The 17,314-nt window shown below is 68.8% G+C and carries 13 protein-coding genes; 3 read left to right on the top strand and 10 right to left on the bottom strand.

The window, feature by feature from the left end:
• Nucleotides 1-1,139 precede the first annotated feature (1,139 nt).
• Nucleotides 1,140-3,533 (top strand): ATP-dependent helicase, encoded by a 2,394-nt coding sequence (locus VGD93_RS01620; RefSeq protein ID WP_395008532.1) that lies wholly within the window; start codon nt 1,140-1,142, stop codon nt 3,531-3,533.
• Between the two features lie 3 nt (nt 3,534-3,536).
• Here VGD93_RS01620 and VGD93_RS01615 read toward each other — a convergent pair whose 3' ends face one another.
• Nucleotides 3,537-4,451 (bottom strand): DMT family transporter, encoded by a 915-nt coding sequence (locus tag VGD93_RS01615; RefSeq protein ID WP_395008534.1) that lies wholly within the window; start codon nt 4,449-4,451, stop codon nt 3,537-3,539.
• Between the two features lie 174 nt (nt 4,452-4,625).
• Here VGD93_RS01615 and VGD93_RS01610 point away from each other — a divergent pair, with 174 nt between their 5' ends.
• Entirely contained in the window at nt 4,626-5,495 is an 870-nt protein-coding gene (locus tag VGD93_RS01610) for a 50S ribosomal protein L11 methyltransferase (RefSeq protein WP_395008530.1), read from the top strand.
• Nucleotides 5,496-5,554: 59 nt separating this feature from the next.
• Here the strand turns inward: VGD93_RS01610 and VGD93_RS01605 are convergent, their stop codons facing one another.
• Together VGD93_RS01605 and VGD93_RS01600 are read right to left on the bottom strand one after the other, a co-directional pair.
• Entirely contained in the window at nt 5,555-5,689 is a 135-nt protein-coding gene (locus VGD93_RS01605; protein WP_395008528.1) for a hypothetical protein, read from the bottom strand.
• A gap of 135 nt (nt 5,690-5,824) precedes the next feature.
• Nucleotides 5,825-5,983, bottom strand: coding sequence for a hypothetical protein (locus VGD93_RS01600; RefSeq protein WP_395008526.1), 159 nt, complete (start codon nt 5,981-5,983; stop codon nt 5,825-5,827).
• A 153-nt stretch (nt 5,984-6,136) separates the two neighbouring features.
• On the opposite strand from VGD93_RS01600, the gene VGD93_RS01595 reads away from it, so the two are divergent.
• Nucleotides 6,137-7,963, top strand: a complete 1,827-nt coding sequence (locus VGD93_RS01595; RefSeq protein ID WP_395008524.1) for an aminopeptidase P family protein — start codon at nt 6,137-6,139, stop codon at nt 7,961-7,963.
• Nucleotides 7,964-7,980: 17 nt separating this feature from the next.
• On the opposite strand, the gene VGD93_RS01590 is transcribed toward VGD93_RS01595, so the two are convergent.
• From VGD93_RS01590 to ftsZ, 7 genes are all read right to left on the bottom strand, one after another.
• On the bottom strand, nt 7,981-8,454 hold the full coding sequence (locus VGD93_RS01590) for a hypothetical protein (RefSeq protein ID WP_395008522.1): 474 nt from the start codon (nt 8,452-8,454) through the stop codon (nt 7,981-7,983).
• Nucleotides 8,455-8,509: 55 nt separating this feature from the next.
• Nucleotides 8,510-9,823, bottom strand: a complete 1,314-nt coding sequence (locus VGD93_RS01585) for a hypothetical protein (RefSeq protein ID WP_395008520.1) — start codon at nt 9,821-9,823, stop codon at nt 8,510-8,512.
• 50 nt (nt 9,824-9,873) lie between these two features.
• Nucleotides 9,874-12,084 (bottom strand): NAD-dependent DNA ligase LigA, encoded by a 2,211-nt coding sequence (gene ligA / locus VGD93_RS01580; RefSeq protein ID WP_395008518.1) that lies wholly within the window; start codon nt 12,082-12,084, stop codon nt 9,874-9,876.
• The gene (recN, locus tag VGD93_RS01575) at nt 12,081-13,751 is read right to left on the bottom strand and encodes a DNA repair protein RecN (RefSeq protein ID WP_395008516.1); all 1,671 of its coding nucleotides are present in this window, start codon (nt 13,749-13,751) and stop codon (nt 12,081-12,083) included. The genes ligA and recN overlap by 4 nt, the downstream gene beginning before the upstream one ends.
• A gap of 110 nt (nt 13,752-13,861) precedes the next feature.
• Entirely contained in the window at nt 13,862-14,701 is an 840-nt protein-coding gene (locus VGD93_RS01570; RefSeq protein ID WP_395008514.1) for an outer membrane protein assembly factor BamD, read from the bottom strand.
• A gap of 90 nt (nt 14,702-14,791) precedes the next feature.
• Nucleotides 14,792-15,748, bottom strand: a complete 957-nt coding sequence (lpxC, locus tag VGD93_RS01565) for a UDP-3-O-acyl-N-acetylglucosamine deacetylase (protein WP_395008512.1) — start codon at nt 15,746-15,748, stop codon at nt 14,792-14,794.
• A gap of 109 nt (nt 15,749-15,857) precedes the next feature.
• Nucleotides 15,858-17,314, bottom strand: a 1,457-nt coding sequence (gene ftsZ / locus VGD93_RS01560; protein ID WP_395008510.1) for a cell division protein FtsZ, incomplete at its 5' end; no start/stop codon positions are given.

The following is a 17,314-nucleotide window of genomic DNA, read 5'->3' as shown; positions in this document are numbered from 1 at the left end:
GCGGCTGCCAGTGTCGCGAGGCGACCGAGCGTATCGGTCACCCGTCCCGTCACGGACCGGCCTGGCCGGGACGACTCCCGGCCTGCCCGGCCGGCGGCGCCCCAACCACTCGTCATGATCTCGCTTCGGGGCGCCGCTGGGAGGAGCATAGGGCCGGTGGAGGGGGCGGGGATTACTTTTTCCGGCGCGCTGCGACTGTGCCCCGCCCACGGCCCAGCGGGCGGTCGCCTGTCCCCTGGCAGGGAGGGAGGGTGCCGACGGCGGCAGCCCGTGTCCCGCGGCACCACCCCCTCCCCGACCCTCCCCGCGCTTCGCGGGGGAGGGTGAAGAGGGCGTCGCGGCCGGTTCCGGCTGGTGAGGCGAGCGTTGCGGCTGGCGCCGGCGGGTGAGGCGAGCGTTACGGCTGGCTTCGGCGGGTGAAGGGAAGCGTTGCGGCTGGCTTTGGCTGGTGAAGGTGGCCGCTGCCCGCCTTGGTGGCACCATTGGGCCAAGCGCACCGGGGGACACCCTCCCCCTTGTGGGGAGGGTTGGGGAGGGGGCGCCCGCCCGCCGCGCGGGAGAACAGGCGCGACCGCACGATCCGGCCCCAACCACCGGGCCCCCCTTCCCTGGCAGGGAGGGAGGGTGCCGACTGCGGCACCCGTGTCCCGCTGCACCACCCCCTCCCCGACCCTCCCCACGCTGACGCGGGGGAGGGTGAAGAGGGCGTCGCGGCTGGCTTCGGCGGGTAGGGGAAGCGCTGCGGCTGGCTCCGGCCCGTGAAGGGACGCGTCGCGGCTGGCTTTGGCTGGTAACGTGCCGCTGTCGGCCTTGGGGGCACCCTCGCGCCAAGCGCACCGGGGGACACCCTCCCCCTTGTGGGGAGGGTTGGGGAGGGGGCACAGCCGCCTCCGCCTGGGTCCTCGGGCAGCGCTGCGCGCCCCCGAGAGCTTGCCCTCGGGCTTGACCCGAGGGATGACGTTCCGTGGGAGTGGGCGGACGCGAGCCCGCCGGGACCCGCGCCATCACGCGGCGCGCCGTATACTTTCCCCGCCCCGCTCCCTATATTGCCGGGGAGAACAAAAAGAGATTCGTCAAGCCCGGCACGCTCCGGACAGGGATGCCCCCGCATCCCGCGACGGCCGCGGCGGAAGGAACCGATGCCAGCAGAATCGCAACGTCTCGAGCGCCCCGCCGCGGGGGCCATCACCAGCCAGCTCGGCCGGCGCGATGTCGACTACCTCAAGGGGCTCAACGAGGAGCAGCGCGAGGCGGTGCTGGCCACGGACGGCCCGCTGCTGGTGCTGGCCGGCGCCGGTACCGGCAAGACCCGCGTCCTCACCACCCGCATCGCCCACATATTGAGGACCGGCCTCGCCCGCGCCCCGGAAATCCTGGCGGTGACCTTCACCAACAAGGCCGCGCGTGAGATGAAGGAGCGCATCGGCCAGCTTGTCGGCGCGTCGATCGAGGGCATGCCGTGGCTGGGCACGTTCCATTCGATCGGCGCCCGCCTTCTCAGACGCCACGCCGAACTGGTGGGCCTGAAGTCGGATTTCACCATCCTCGACACCGACGACCAGATTCGGCTGATCAAGCAATTGCTGGACGCGGCGAATATTGACGAGAAGCGCTGGCCGGCCCGCGTCTTCGCCGGCATGATGGACAACTGGAAGAACCGCGGGCTGCTGCCGGCAAACGTCTCCGCCGCCGAGGCCGGCGCTTTTGCCAACGGCCGGGCGCAGACCCTCTATGCCGATTACCAGGCGCGGCTCAAGGTGCTCAACGCCGCCGATTTCGGCGATTTGCTGCTCGAATGCATCCGGCTGTTCAACCAACACCCCGACGTGCTCGCCGAGTATCACCGGCGCTTCAAGTACATGCTGGTCGACGAGTACCAGGATAGCAACGTCGCCCAGTACATGTGGCTGCGCCTGCTGGCGCAGGGCAAGCCGGCCAGCGAGGCCAATATCTGCGTCGTCGGCGACGACGACCAGTCCATCTATGGCTGGCGCGGCGCCGAGATCGACAACATCCTGCGTTTCGAGAAGGACTTCCCGGGCGCCAGGGTGATCCGGCTCGAACGCAACTACCGCTCGACCTCGAACATCCTCAAGGCCGCCTCACACCTCATCGCCCATAACGAGAGCCGGCTGGGCAAGACGCTGCAGACCGACGTCGGCGAGAAGGGCGACCTCGTCGGCGTCACCTCGGTGTGGGACAGCGAGGAGGAAGCCCGCCATATCGGCGAGGAGATCGAGCAGCTGCAGCGCCAGGGCGAAAACCTCAACTCCATCGCCATCCTCGTGCGCGCCTCCTACCAGATGCGCGAATTCGAGGAGCGCTTCCTCACCCTCGGGCTCAACTACCGCGTGATCGGCGGCCCGCGCTTCTACGAGCGCCGCGAAATTCGCGATGCGCTGGCCTATCTTCGGCTGGTGTGGAACCCCAACGACGACCTCGCATTCGATCGTATCGTCAATGTACCCAAGCGCGGGCTCGGAGATTCGACCCTGAGACTGGTCCATGAGGCGGCGCGACACCAGAGCACCTCGCTGACGGACACGGTGCGCATGCTGGTGCAGACCGAGGAACTCAAACCCAAACAACGTGCGACGCTGCGGCAGCTGATCGACCAGTTCGACGACTGGCGGCGGCGGGCCAAGGCGCAGCCGTACGGTATGATGGAAGTCGACGAGGACGCCCCCCCGGGCGTCATCCGGCGCACCCCTTGGCATGCCGATCTCGCGCGGCAGGTATTGGACGAGTCGGGCTATACCGAGATGTGGCAGAACGACAAATCGGCGGAAGCCGAGGGTCGGCTTGAGAACTTGAAAGAACTGGTCAACTCCATGGAGGAGTTCGACTCGCTCGGCGGTTTTCTCGAGCACGTGTCGCTGGTCATGGACCGCGACACCGGGGAGGCCGAGGACGCCGTCTCGATCATGACGCTGCATTCGGCCAAGGGGCTGGAGTTCGATACCGTGTTCCTGCCCGGCTGGGAGGAAGGCCTGTTTCCCAGCCAGCGCACGCTCGACGAAAGCGGCCGCGCCGGACTCGAGGAGGAGCGGCGGCTCGCCTATGTCGGGCTCACCCGGGCGCGCAAGCGCCTGCGGCTGTCGCTGGCGCAGAACCGGCGCATCCACGGGCTGTGGCAATCGGCCATCCCGTCGCGCTTTCTCGACGAACTGCCGGCCGAGGCCGTCGAGGTCAAGGACACCGGCTCGGCCTATGGCGGCTACGGCTATGGCGGGCGCGCCGGCCGCTTCAACGTCGCCGACCCGTTCGACAGCGTCTACGAGACGCCGGGCTGGCGGCGAGCCCAGGCGCAGCACCAGTCGCGGCGGTCGCCCGGCCCCGTCACCATCGACGGCGATCTCGTCGCCCGCTCGGTCGACGACGGCCGCGGCAGCAAGTACGGCGTCGGCGACCGGGTCTTCCACCTGAAGTTCGGCTACGGCCGCATCGAGGCGCTCGAGGGCAACAAGCTCACCATCGAGTTCGAGAAGGCCGGCCGCAAGAAGGTGCTCGACAGCTTCGTGCAGAAGGGGTGAGCCCTACCCCGGCGGCGGCGGGGTCGCGGCACGGGCGCGGTTGCGCTCGAGCCCGAGCTGGTGCTCGCGATAGATGATGAAGATGCTGGCCCCGACGACGATCGAGGCGCCGATGAGCATCTCGAGCGTGGGGACGTCGTGGAAGACGAAATAGCCGATGACGATCGAGAGCAAGAGCGAGGTGTATTCGAACGGGGCCACCACCGAGACGTCGGCGCGCCGGTAGCTTTCGGTCAGCAGGATCTGGCCGATGCCGCCGGCGATCCCTGCCCCGACGAGCATGGCGAACTGCTCCGGCGTCGGCATCACCCAGCCGAACGGGGCGGTCGCCAGCGTCACCAGGCTGGAGGTGACGGAAAAATACAGCACGATGGTCGACGAGCGCTCGGTCTCGACCAGCCGGCGCACCAGGATGGCGGCGAAGGCGCCGAAGACGCTGCCGATCAGCGCGGCGATGGCCCCGATCGCGAGGGCATCGACAGCGGCGCCGCCGTCGAACAGCGTCAGGCGCGGCCACAGGATGATGCCGACCCCGGCCATGCCGATGGCGACCGCGGTCCAGCGGTACAGGCGTACCGATTCCTTGAGGATCAGCGCGCCGAAGACGACGATCAGCAGCGGCGTGGCGTACTGGATGGTCACCGCCTCCGGCAGCGGCAGCTTGGTCAGCGCATAGAAGCCGAAGCCCATGCTGCCCACCCCCACGAGGCCGCGCCATACATGGCTGGCCAGGTGCGTGGTCTTGGCGCCGGAGACCAGTTCGCCGCGCGCCACGAGGAACACGGCGATCGGCAGGATGGCGAAAAACGAGCGGAAGAACACCAGTTGCCCCGGCGGAATCCCTTCGGAGGCCTTGAGCAGGCTGGCCATCGACAGGAACACGGCCACGGAAATGATCTTGAGGCCGATCGCCGCCATGGGACTGGAGCGCGACAGGGATGCGGCGGGCGCGGGCTCGGGGCGTAGGGACGGCAAGGCAAGCTCCGGTGGCTGGGCGGACGGCCGCCGAGCCGAGATACCGGCCCGGGCGTACTCTGGCAAGCCACTCCGGCGCGCTTGCCGCTCGAGCCGGTTTCGTGCAAGAGGCTGGGCATGACCCGTTCCCAGCCATCCGCCGGCCTCACCCGCGATCAGGCCTATGCCCTGGTCGACGCGGTAATGGAGCGCGACGACCTCGCCATCACCGCCGCCGCGCATGAGGACGACGCCACCGGGGAGTGGGTGTTCGAGGCGACCTGCGACGCCGCACCGGACCTCGCTGCCTTCGCCGAACTCGCCCGCCAGACGCTCGGCGGCGACGTGACCTTCTCGGTGGAACCCATCGACCCCACCGTCAACTGGGTGGCGAAGTCACTGGAGGGCCTCGCACCGGTCGCTGCGGGGGGGTTCTACGTCTACGGCAGCCACGAGACCGGTCCGGTCCCGGCCGGGCTGACGCCCATCCGCATCGACGCCGCCCAGGCCTTCGGCACCGGCCACCACGAAACCACCACCGGATGTCTCGAGGCCATCGACCGCGTGCTCAAGGGGCGCCGCTTCGATTCGCTGCTCGACGTGGGCACCGGCACCGGCATCCTCGCCATCGCGCTGGCCAAGCGCACGCGCATTCCGGTCATCGCCAGCGACATCGACCCCGTGGCCGTGACGACGACAGCGGACAACGCCCGGCAGAACGGGGTGGCGAAACTGGTAATCCCTGTGCAGGCGACCGGGCTGGAACACCGCCGGATCGCGTCCGGAGCGCCGTATGACCTGATCGTCGCCAATATTCTCGCCGGACCGCTGGCGGCCCTCGCGCCCGCCGTGGGCCGGGTAACCGAGCGGGGCGCCGCCGTCATCCTGTCGGGTATCCTCGACCACCAGGCGGCGCGGGTCATCTCCGCCTATGCGCGCCAGTCCATGGTGCTGCAGCACAAGCTCACCCGCAACGGCTGGGCCACGCTGATCCTGGAGCGGCGCTGAAAAACAAAATCCCCGGAGGTCATCCGGGGATCAGGCCTACCCTGCATGGGAGTGAAGGGTCAGTTGGGGCGCTTGGTAAAGGCGCCGATCAGCTGATGCTCGAACCGATGCGCGGAAATGCGGCTCACTTCGCGCACGCGCGCGTCGATGACAGAACCAAGGGCCTTGCGAAAATCAGTCTTGCTCTCGGGCATCACCAGTCTCCTGCACATACCGGCGCTCAGGCGCCGCACACCCTAGATAGTGACCCGCCGGCCGTTACGTTAGGGGCCCGCGGGCAAGGCAGCCATTCGCGGCATGCATCCCGCCTTAACGGCGCGTAAACACGGTCAGCCCGTGCGCCGCGAGGACTTCTCCGCGGCGTCGCCGCCGGGCGCCTCGAAGCCGCGGCCCGACAGATACTGGTCGACATAGCGCTGGGCCTGGCGGCTGCGGCCTTCCGCGATGGACTCGAACATCCGGCGGAACATGCTCTTCTTGTCGGTCATGGTGCGTCTCCTTGTGCTCGCCCGCTCGAGCCCCTGCGGGATGGGCCGCAGGCCGGCGGCGTCTGAACCACGCTTCCCATATTGGGCCGCGCGGGCGGCTCTGCTAGGGTCCCGCGCACATCCCAGCCATTCCGCCGGTGCAGGCCCCAAACAATGAACGAGACCACCCCGCCCCCCCTGTTCCAGAACTTCGACGTGAAGACCGACTCGCGCCACGTCGCCCCCCGGCTCAGGGCGCTACGCGCGCAACTGGGCGAAGCCGGCCTCGACGGTTTCCTGATCCCGCGCAGCGACGCCCATCGCGGCGAATCGGTGCCGCCCGGCGAGGCAAGACTGGCCTATGTCACCGGCTTCACGGGCTCGGCCGGCCTGGCCCTGGTGACGACGAAGCAGGCCACCCTGTTCGTCGACGGCCGCTATGTGCTGCAGGCACCGGCCGAGACCGACACGAAGCTGGTGCGGGTAATCGAGGCGGCGCCCGGCGCGGCGGCGGCGAAGGTGGCCGCCGTGGTGCCGAAGGACGCCGTCATCGGCTACGATCCGTGGCTGCATACCCCCGCCGAGATCGCCGAGATCGAAGCCAAGCTCAAGCCGGGCGCGCGGCTCGTGCCGACGCACAACCTGGTCGATCGCATCTGGCCCGACCGGCCGGGCGCGCCGGTCACCCCGATCGAATTCCTCGGCCACAACCGCGCCGGGCAGGCGGCTGCCGACAAGCTGGCGGACCTGCGCGCGACACTGGCCGGCGCGGGCGCGGACGCCACGGTGCTGACGCTGCCGGAATCGATCTGCTGGCTCTTCAACATGCGCGGCCGGGACGTGCCCAACACGCCCTTCGTCCTCGGCTTTGCCATCGTGCCCCGCACCGGCCGGCCCAGGCTGTTCGTCGACAAGGCCAAGATCAACGCGCAGCTCAGGCATGGGCTCGAGGCCGTGGCCGCGGTGGCAGACGTCCGCACGATGCCGGCAGCGCTGCACCGGCTGGGCGCGGCCGGCAAGCGGGTGATGCTCGACCCGGCCACCTGCCCCGTGGCCGTCTACGACGCCATCCGGGGCGGCGGCGACGCCAGCATCGTCGATCGGCCCGATCCGGTGCTGCTGCCCAAGGCCAGGAAGAACGCGGTCGAGATCGGGGGCATGCGCGAGGCGCACCGGCTCGACGCCGTGGCAATGGCCAAGTTCCTGCACTGGTTCGACGGGGAGGCCCCGAACGGCCGGCTCACGGAAATCGACATCGCCACCGCGCTCGAGGGCTTCCGCCGCGAGGAGCATTCGCTGGTCGACCTCAGCTTCGATACCATCGCCGGTGCCGGCCCCAACGGGGCCATCGTGCATTACCGGGTCAACCGCGCCACCAATCGCGGGCTGGCGGCGGGCGAACTGATGCTGGTGGATTCGGGCGGCCAGTACCTGACCGGAACGACCGACGTCACCCGCACCCTCTCCACCGGCAAGGTGACGGCAGAACACAAGGATCGCTTCACGCGCGTGCTGAGGGGCATGATGGCGATCTCCATGCTGCGCTTCCCCAAGGGCACTTCGGGGGCGATGATCGACATCATGGCGCGCCAGTTCCTCTGGCAGGATGGCATCACCTATCATCACGGCACCGGGCACGGCGTCGGCCACTACCTGTCGGTGCACGAGGGGCCGGCGGGGATTTCGCCGCGCTACGCGACGCCGCTGGAGCCCGGAATGATCGTCTCCAACGAGCCGGGCTACTACAAGGAAGGCGCCTACGGCATCCGCACCGAGAACCTGATCCTCGTGGTCGAGAGCGCCATCGGCGACGGCGGCTTCCTCGAATTCGAGACGCTGACCCTGGTTCCGATCGACCGGCGGCTCATCGACGAGACGATGCTGACGCAACCGGAGCGGGACTGGCTCAACGCCTATCACGCCCGTATCCGGGCCGAGATCGGCCCGCGCCTGACCGGGGCGGTGCGGGACTGGCTCGAGCAGGCGACGCGCCCCATCTGAGCGGCGCCTCATCGCCCTCAGTTGAGCAATGGATCGGCGGCCAGCAGTTCGGAAAGCCGCCATGGCTCATCCCCCGCGAGGGATTCGATGTCGTCGATCTTCCACCCTTCGGCGCGGCGCACCAAAGTGAAGCGAAGCTCTTGCGGCACGCCGAAATTGGTGAAGGTCGCGGTGACGGTGGCCCAATCGCCACGGATGGCAGGATCGGTGACGGCAAGATCGTCGATGTCGAAATCCTGCCCGTTGACCAGCGGATCGAAACCGAGAGGTGCCGTTGCCGTGGCGCCGCGGCGCTGCTCCATGTCCTGCCAAAGCTGGACAAGGCTCGGCGAATAGAGCTCGAACGCATCCTCCGGGAACGTGCCGTTCGTATAGGGCAGGTAAACGTATTCGACGAGCCCCCGCGGATCGTCGAATACCGGTGCCGCCGGCGCAGCCTCGGCCGCCGCCATCGCCGCAAGGACCGACAGGACCAACGCCGTCACCCGCATCGCGTCCCTCCGCGCCCGGCCGGGCCTACCGTGGCCGGCGCCGGGCGCACCCGGGTCAATTGAACCAGAAAGCGTACCCCAGAAAATTCTCGCCGAACACCCGGTTCGCCGCGGTGAAGGAATCGGCGTTCGCCACCGGCCCGTCCCTCAGGAAGGGCACGGCGGCGAGCCCGGTAAGCAGCATGACGAGGTCCGTTCGCGTCGCCGCCGTGAAATAGGCGTGCAGGTCGAAACCCTTGGTGAAGCGCCAATGCGGCACCAGCAGGTCTCCGTCGAGGATGCGGTCGACGGTATCGAGCGTCTCGTGCCAGGCCGCAACGACCTCCTCCGTCACCGGTCCCTCCGGGATCAGCGAGGTCTGCCGCGGGCTGGGGATCAGTTCGGCATTGTCGTCGGTCTCGGCCAGGATGGCTTCCCAGTTGCGGCGGGAAAGCGCGATAACGGCCTTGAGGCGCTCCAGGACCCGCCGCAGCCGGGCGGGTTCGATCACCGGCCAGTTGATGGTGTGGATGGCCGCCACCGCGTCGGCGATGGCGTTATCGCTCTGCGGATCGAGCATGAGCATGCCCTGGTCGGCGAACTCCTGCAGCGGCAGCCCGGCCCGCGGGAACAGGCGGTGGAACACGGCATTCACCGTCGCCTCGAAATCGTGGGCGAGGAGGAAATCGGCCTGCGCGGCGACCACCTGCGAATAGGCGGCCAGCCAGAGCGCGTCGGCACGGTCGAAGCCGATGACAACAGCGGGCGCGGCGGGCGGATTGCCGGCCTTGTCGATCCGGCTCTGCCCGCCCGGAGCCGCCTCGGGCCGTTGCGGCGGCGCCGGGGGCGGCGATGCCGGCTGCGCAGCGGGGACCTGCCCCGTCGCCCGCGCCATGATGCTGCCCAGGCTCTCGGTGTCGTCGCCCCGGCCGTCGCCGTCGATGTCGATGCGCAACTGCAGCACGTCGAGCGGCACGACGTAGTCCCCCTGCCGTCCCGCTTCTTCCAGCGCGGCACGAGCCGCGTCCATATCAACGACCAGCGTCTCGAGGATGGCCCGGAATACCCGGTAGTCGAGCGGCCGGGGATCGGGGTTGGCGGGGATCGGCAGCATCAGCGGCGCGCCCTCCAGCGCCCGCTCCGGGGCGGCAAGACCGTGCCGGTAGAGGGCCTGCGCGAAATGCTCGACACCCTGGGCGAAGCGCAGGAGCCCCACGCCGAACCGGGCCTCCTGGTCGGCGTCCTGCCGCGGCACCAGTTCCTCGAGCCCGGCGGCGAGCGTGCCCTCGTACAGGTGTCGGCGGGTCATGTCGGCGGCCTCGCCGGCGAGGCCGGGGCCTGTCAGCACGAGCACGGCGGCCATCGCCGCGGCCGCAAGTCGCATCAGCATGGCAGCACGCCTCCCCGGACGGCCCCCGGCATGCCAGGCAGCCCGTGGCCCTATCCGGCGATCAGAGCGAGCCACTGATTTTCGTCCAAAACAAGGACGCCGTGCTTTTCCGCCTCCTTGAGCTTTGACCCCGCGCCCGGGCCGGCGACGACGATGTCGGTCCGGGCCGAGACCGATCCGGCCACCTTGGCCCCGAGCCGCTCGGCCTGCGCCTTGGCCTCGCTGCGCGTCATCTTCTCGAGGCTGCCAGTGAACACCACCGTCTTGCCGGCCACCTGGCTGTCGGCGGCGGCGGCGACCACGTAGGGCCTGGGATGCACCTCGGTGAGCAGGTCGTCGAGCGCCGCAAGGTTGCGGGGGTTGGAGAAGAAGTCGAGCACCGCGTGCAGCACGGTATCGCCGACGCCGTGGATCGAAGGAAAGACCTCGTGCACGTCCCCGTCGTGCCGCCCCGCCCGCTGCGCGGCGTCCCGGAACGCCTCGATGGTGGAGAAGGTCCTGGCGAACAACGCCGCCGTCGTCTCGCCGACATGGCGGATGCCGAGCGCGAGGATGAAGCGATCGAGCTCGGGCTCGCGCCGCGCATCGATGCTGGCGAACAGCTTGTCGAGGCCCTCATAGGTGCGCTCGTCGGCGCGCAGCACCTTCTGGCGCTTCCTGCCCGTCGCTGCCTCGCGCCGGCGCGCCTGCTCCTCCCGGCGCTCGTACAGCGCCCGCTCGACCGCGCCGCGCCTGTCGGCAAGGCGGAAGATGTCGACCGCGGTTCGCAGCAGCCCTTTCTCGAAGAACAGCTCGATCTGCTCGCCACCCAGCCCCTCGATGTCCATGGCGCTGCGCGCAACGAAATGCTTGAGCTGTTCGATCGCCTGGGCCGGGCAGATGAGTTCCCCGGTACAGCGGCGCCGCGCATCCTCCTTGCCGGTCTTCTCGTTGACTTCGCGCACGGCTGGCGAGCCGCATACCGGGCATGTCGTGGGAAATTCGTATGGCCTCGCATCCGGCGGCCGCTTGTCGAGAACGACCCGGACGATCTGCGGGATGACGTCGCCGGCGCGCTGGATCACCACGGTATCGCCGATACGGATGTCGGTGCCCTCCCGGATCGGCGCGCCGAACGAGTCGAAGCCCTTGATGTAGTCCTCGTTGTGGAGCGTCACGTTGACCACGGTCACCCCACCCACGGTCACCGGATCGAGCCGCCCGACCGGCGCCAGCGTGCCGGTGCGGCCGACCTGGATGTCGATGGCACGCAGCACCGTGGTCGCCTGCTCGGCGGGGAACTTGTGGGCAATGGCCCAGCGTGGCTCGCCCGTGACCGTTCCCCAGCGCCGCTGCAGGTCGAGCCGATCGAGCTTGTAGACGACGCCGTCGATGTCGTAGCCAAGGCTCGAGCGCTGCTGTTCGATGACGCGGTAGTGCGCCAGCAGCTCATCCACCGTGTCCGCCCGCTTGAGCAACGGGCTGACCTGAAAGCCCCATTCGGCGAATTTTTGCACCGCCTCGTACTGCGTCGTCGCCGGCTCCTCGGAGGCAAAGCCCCAGGCATAGGCGAAGAACCTCAGGTTGCGGCTGGCGGTGATGGCGGGATCCTTCTGGCGCAGCGATCCCGCGGCGGTGTTGCGCGGGTTGACGTAGTTCTGCCCGCCGGCGGCCACCGAGCGCTCCCTGAGCGCCTCGAACTCGGCATAGGTCATGTAGACTTCGCCGCGAATCTCGATGATTTCGGGCCAGCCGTCGCCTTCGAGGGTCTTGGGGATGTCGGCGATGGTCCTGAGGTTCTCGGTGATGTCTTCGCCAACGGTGCCGTCCCCGCGCGTCGCGCCCCTGACCAGCAGCCCCCCTTCGTAACGCAGCGAAGCCGAAAGCCCGTCGATCTTGGGCTCGGCCGTGAACGCCAGTTCGAGCTCGGCATCGGCCCGGAAGAAGCGGCGGGCGCGCTCGATGAAATCGACGACGTCCTGGTCGGTATAGGCCTTGGCGAGGCTGAGCATCGGCACCTGGTGGCGGACCTTGGCGAAGCCCTCGACCGGGGGCGCACCCACCGTCTCGCTGACGCTGTCGGGTCGGCGCAGTTGCGGGAACGCCGTCTCGATCGCGATGTAGCGGCGCTTGAGCGCGTCGTACTCGGCGTCGGTGATCTCCGGATCGTCCTTCTGGTGGTAGGCGATGTCGGCGGCAGCGATCAGTTCATGCAGCCGGTCGAGTTCGGCCTTGGCCTCCTGCTCGGAGTAGCTCTCGACCTCTTGCTCCACCTCGTTCACGTCACCTCCGAAATCAGCTTGCCCGCCGCGGCGCGGGCTTCCTCCGTAACGGTGGCACCGGCCAGCATGCGGGCCACCTCCTCGCGCCGGGCGGCGCCGTCCAGCGGCTTGACGTGGGTGCGCACGAAGGCCCCCTCGGCCACCGCCTGCTTCTCGATCAACAGGTGGCTGTGCGCGCGCGCCGCCACCTGCGGCGCATGCGTCACCGACAGCACCTGCACCTTGCCGGCGAGTCGCGCCAGCCGCCGCCCGATGGCGTCGGCCACCGCCCCGCCGACGCCGGTATCGATCTCGTCGAAGACCAACACCGGCGCCGAGCCGCGATCCGCCAGCACCACCTTGAGGGCCAGCAGGAAGCGGCTGAGTTCGCCGCCGGAGGCGACCTTGAGCAGCGGGCCGGCCAGCGTGCCCGGATTGGTCTGCACGTGGAAGGCGACCTGGTCAAAGCCCGCAGCGGCGACCCGCGACGGGTCCACCTGGCGGTCGACGATGAACTTCGCCGCACCCAGCTTCAGATCGGGCAGCTCGGCTTCCACCGCCCGGACGAGCTCGTCCGCTGCCTGTGCCCGGGCGAGGCTGAGCCGGTGCGCCGCCTCGGCGTAGCGTTCACGGGCGGCGGCGGCCGCGGCCTCGAGCCCCTTGAGGGCCTCCTCGCCGCTTTCGAGCATCTCCAGGTCGGCCCGGTAGCGCGCCAGCACCTCGGCCAGTGCATCGCAGGCGACGTGGTGCTTGCGGGCCGCCGCGCGCAGCGCGAACAGCCGCTCCTCGACCCTTTCGAGATCGGCGGGGTCGAAGGCCATTTCGCGCTTCAGCGTCTCGAGCGCCTCCGAGGTGGCGTCGAGCGAAACCAGCGACGCATCGAGCGCCTCGACCAGCGGCTGGAACACCACCGCGCCGGCATCCGCCTTGCGCATCAGCCGTCGCATCAGCCCGGCCAGCGCCTGCCCCGGCGCCAGCGGCCCGTTGAGGATCTCATCGGCGTCGCGCACCTCTTCGGCGGCCCGCTCGAGCTGCATCAACCGCTGCCGTCGATCGGCGAGGACCTCCTCTTCCCCTGCCTCCGGCGCCAGGTCGGACAGTTCCTCAACCACGTGCCGGGCATATTCTTCCCGCGCCGCGGCCTCGGCGATGACCTCGCGCTGCGCGGCGACCGCCGCCTCGGCTTCGCTGAGGGCGGCATGCGCCTCGCGCACGGCGGCCACTTCGGCCTCGTGGCCGCCGAAGGCGTCGAGCAGCGCCCGGTGCGTCGCCGCGTCGACCAGGGCCCGTTCGTCGTGCTGGCCGTGGATCTCGACCACCAGCCGGCCCACCGCCTGCAGCAGGCCGGCCGAGACCGGCTGGTCGTTGATGAAGGCGCGCGTCCGCCCGTCGGCGAACTGGACGCGCCTGAGGATGATGTCCTCGTCGTCGGCGATGGCATTGTCGCGCAGCGCCGCGCGCGCCGGATGCTCGCGGCCGAGCTGCAGCACCGCCACCACCTGCCCGCTTTCGGCCCCGGCCCGGACCAGGGAGGCATCGCCGCGGCCGCCGAGCGCCAGCGTCAACGCATCGAGAAGAATGGACTTGCCCGCCCCCGTCTCGCCGGTCAGCACCGTCAGGCCGGCGTCGAGCCCCAGGTCGAGCTGGTCGATCAGCACGATGTTCCGGACCGAAAGCGCACTCAGCATTTCCGGAGATCCTCAACCCGCACGCCGGGAACGATGCCGCGGCCCGACCCTAGCGCAAGCGAGAACAAACAAGCAACTTGCTTCTGGTTCCGGGGGGCCGACGCCCCCGGTCAGGACTTCCGCAACTGCGCCAGCGCGCTGCCTTCGTTGACCTGCGGGGTCAGCCCCTGCTTCTGCAGCAGCTCGAAGGCCCGCTTGTACCAGTCGCTCGACGGGTAGTTGTGGCCGAGCACGGCGGCCGCGGTGCGCGCCTCTGCCGTCAGGCCGAGGGCGAGATTCGCCTCGGTCAGCCGGTACAGCGCCTCCTCGATATGGGTCGAGGTCTGGTACTTTTCCGTCACCACGCGGAAACGGTTGATCGCCGCCGCGTACTGGCCGTTGCCGAGGTAGTAGCGCCCGACCGACATCTCCTTGCCCGCCATCTGGTCGACGGAGATGACCATCTTGTCCTTGGCGTCCTTGGCGTAGTCGCTGTCGGGGTAGTTGGCGATCAGCAGGTTGTAGGTGTCGATGGCGTTCTGCGAGATCTGCTGGTCGCGGGTAATGTCGCGGATCTGCCCGAAGTAGGACGTGCCCTTGAGGTAGAGGACGTAGGGGACTTCCTTGGACGACGGGTACAGCGCCAGATAGCGGTCGGCCGCGAGAATCGCCTCGTCGAAGCGTCCGATGCGATAGTTCGCATAGACCTCCATCAGCTTGGCCTTCTCGTTGTATTCCGAATAGGGATGCTGGCGCGACAGCTTCTCCAGCGACTTGATGGCGGTGGCGTAGCGCTGCCCGTCCATGTCGTTGAGGGCCTGCTGGTACAGCACCTCGGGCGGGATGATCGTCTCTTCCTTGATCTTGGCCGGGCCGAACATGTTGCAGCCCGCGAGGGTGGCGGCGATGAGGCCGAGCGCAGCGAGCCGGGCGGCACCTCTTGAGAAAGCCGCGAATGCCTTGAGTGTCACGAACAAACCCCGTCCCATTACGTGCCGCCTAGGAAGCTGCGGACTACTGGCCAAAAGGATCAAAACTGTGGCGCCGCCTCTCGGGCCGGATCAGCCGACCGACCGCAGATAGGGCCGGACCGCGATCCCCTCCGGCATGTCGTCGAGCGCATCGAACGCCAGCGGCAGATCTTCGGCGGATACTATTTCATAGTTGGCTTCGCTGGCAAACAGCCCGTGCAGCACCAGGGCGTTGAGCGCATGCCCGCCCCTGTAGGAGCGGAACCGGCCGTAGATCGGCAGTCCGCACAGCGCCAGGTCGCCGATGGCGTCGAGCAGCTTGTGGCGGACGAATTCGTCTTCGTAGCGCAGGCCGCCCGGGTTGAGGATGCGGTCCTCCTGCACCGTGATGGAATTGTCGAGCGAGGAGCCGAGCGCATAGCCCGCCTGGCGCAGGATCCTGGCGTCACGCACGAAACCGAAGGTGCGGGCGCGGGCGACATTGTCGTAGTACCGCTTGGGGGTCCAGTCGAAGATCATGCGCTGGCGCCCGATGACCCGGCTGTCGAAATCGATCTCGAGGTCCAGCATGCGCCCGTTATAGGGCTCGAGCGCCGCCGACGCCTCGTTGTTGCGCACCAGCACCTGGCGCATGATCTTGATGTAGCGGCGCGACGCCGGCTGCACCTCGAGGCCGACCTCCATGATGCCTTCCACGAAGGGCGCCGCGCTGCCGTCGAGGATCGGGCACTCCCCGCCATTGAGGGTCAGCAGCGCATTGTCGACGCCCAGCCCCGAGAGGGCGGAAATCACGTGCTCGACGGTCGCCACCGAGACGCTGTCGCCCAGATCGAGCGTCGTGCACAGGGTCGTGCGGGTCACCCGCGAGAAATGCACCGGGACCGGGCCTACCTTGCGGCCATCGTCGAGCAGGCGCGTGATCATGTAGCCACTGTCGGCGGGCGCGGGGGCGATCGTGAGCGTGACCGGCAATCCGCTGTGAACGCCGAAGCCGCTGAACTCGAGCGTGCCTGCAAGCGTCCGCTGCCGCGCCGAAAGTTTCTGCATCAAGTAGGATCTCCAAGCGCCGAGCGACACCCGAAAGCACTCTTAGACAATAAAAACCCGGCGCGAAAGTCGCACCGGGTCCTGTTTTGCACCGCGAACCGGGTCGCCGCTATCCGTGCTTGCGCAGGAAGGACGGGATTTCGATATGCTCCCTCTGGGTCGCCTGCGGCAGCGGCCGGCCGTGCCCATCGAGCGAGCCATGGGCCCCTTCGGCGGCGGAGGGGGCGTGCGAAACCCTTGGCGCGCCTGTTTCTATGGCGCTTCGCGCCGCCGCGTCGTCGGCGTCCACGTCGCCGTTCTCGTCCTGCGTACGCGCTTCGGCCGGACGCAGGTTGAGCCCGACATTTGAGGCAAGACGCTTGAACAGCGCGCGCGCGTTAAGCGGTTCCGGCTCATGCTTTTCTTGCGCCGCAAGTGACCTTCTCGCAACAGCGGGAAGCTCCTCGGTGCGCGGCATCCGGCGCTGCCCGTCCGGGCGCTCGGCATTGGACGGAACGTAGACGCGGGGAATCGGAGCGTCCTGCACCCGCGCCGGCTCGTCGAGCGGCTGCGCCTGCGCCGCCGCGGGAATGTACGGCTCGACGATCACGCCATCATCGTCCCCCATGTCGTGGCGATCGTCCTGCCGGGTGATCGCCTCGGCCACCGCCTGCTCGACCTGCATCTCGAACTGCGGGTCGCTTGCCGGCCCCGGCTGCTGCGACTCGGCGTGGGAGCGCCGCACCTCGAGCGGGGCGCGCGCATGGTTGGCCTTCATCGGCTCCAGCGCCTGCACCATGGTGGCGTCGGTGCCGGTGGCGACGACCGAAACGCGGATCGAGCCGTTCATGTTGGCGTCGTAGGTCGCGCCCAGGATGATGTTGGCGTCCGGATCGACTTCCTCGCGGATGCGGCTCGCCGCCTCGTCGACCTCGTAGAGGGTGAGATCGGGACCGCCGGTGATGGAGATGAGCAGCCCGCGCGCGCCCTGCATCGACACGTCGTCGAGCAGCGGGTTGGCGATGGCCGCTTCCGCGGCATGGCGGGCCCGGTCCTCGCCGGAGGCTTCGCCGGTACCCATCATCGCCTTGCCCATGCCGCGCATGACGGCGCGCACGTCGGCGAAGTCGAGGTTGATGAGGCCTTCCTTCACCATGAGGTCGGTGATGCAGGCCACGCCGGAATAGAGCACCTGGTCCGCCATCTTGAAGGCGTCCGCGAAGGTCGTCTTCTCGTTGGCGACGCGGAACAGGTTCTGGTTCGGGATGACGATGAGCGTGTCGACATGACGGTGCAGCTCGTCGATGCCGTCCTCGGCCAGCCGGGCCCGGCGATTGCCTTCGAAGGAAAACGGCTTGGTGACCACGCCGACGGTCAGTATCCCCTGCTCGCGGGCCGCGCGGGCGATGACCGGCGCCGCGCCGGTGCCGGTGCCGCCGCCCATGCCGGCGGTGATGAAGACCATATGGGAGCCGGACAGATGGTCGTTGATCTCATCGAAGCTTTCCTCGGCCGCAGCCCGCCCGACTTCCGGGTGGGAGCCGGCACCGAGCCCTTCGGTCACAGAGACGCCGAGCTGGATGATGC

It is taken from the genome of Devosia sp. (genome assembly GCF_036406155.1).
Lineage (GTDB): Bacteria > Pseudomonadota > Alphaproteobacteria > Rhizobiales > Devosiaceae > Devosia_A.
Note: the sequence above shows the minus strand (reverse complement) of the source record. Positions and strands in the feature narration are given on the sequence as shown.

Bases quoted from the DNA above. Each gene is read 5' to 3' on its own strand.
- VGD93_RS01620 (WP_395008532.1), top strand. From the start codon at position 1,140: ATGCCAGCAGAATCGCAACGTCTCGAGCGCCCCGCCGCGGGGGCCATC.
- VGD93_RS01615 (WP_395008534.1), bottom strand. From the start codon at position 4,451: ATGGCGGCGATCGGCCTCAAGATCATTTCCGTGGCCGTGTTCCTGTCG.
- VGD93_RS01610 (WP_395008530.1), top strand. From the start codon at position 4,626: ATGACCCGTTCCCAGCCATCCGCCGGCCTCACCCGCGATCAGGCCTAT.
- VGD93_RS01605 (WP_395008528.1), bottom strand. From the start codon at position 5,689: ATGCCCGAGAGCAAGACTGATTTTCGCAAGGCCCTTGGTTCTGTCATC.
- VGD93_RS01600 (WP_395008526.1), bottom strand. From the start codon at position 5,983: ATGACCGACAAGAAGAGCATGTTCCGCCGGATGTTCGAGTCCATCGCG.
- VGD93_RS01595 (WP_395008524.1), top strand. From the start codon at position 6,137: ATGAACGAGACCACCCCGCCCCCCCTGTTCCAGAACTTCGACGTGAAG.
- VGD93_RS01590 (WP_395008522.1), bottom strand. From the start codon at position 8,454: ATGCGGGTGACGGCGTTGGTCCTGTCGGTCCTTGCGGCGATGGCGGCG.
- VGD93_RS01585 (WP_395008520.1), bottom strand. From the start codon at position 9,823: ATGCTGATGCGACTTGCGGCCGCGGCGATGGCCGCCGTGCTCGTGCTG.
- recN (WP_395008516.1), bottom strand. From the start codon at position 13,751: ATGCTGAGTGCGCTTTCGGTCCGGAACATCGTGCTGATCGACCAGCTC.
- lpxC (WP_395008512.1), bottom strand. From the start codon at position 15,748: ATGCAGAAACTTTCGGCGCGGCAGCGGACGCTTGCAGGCACGCTCGAG.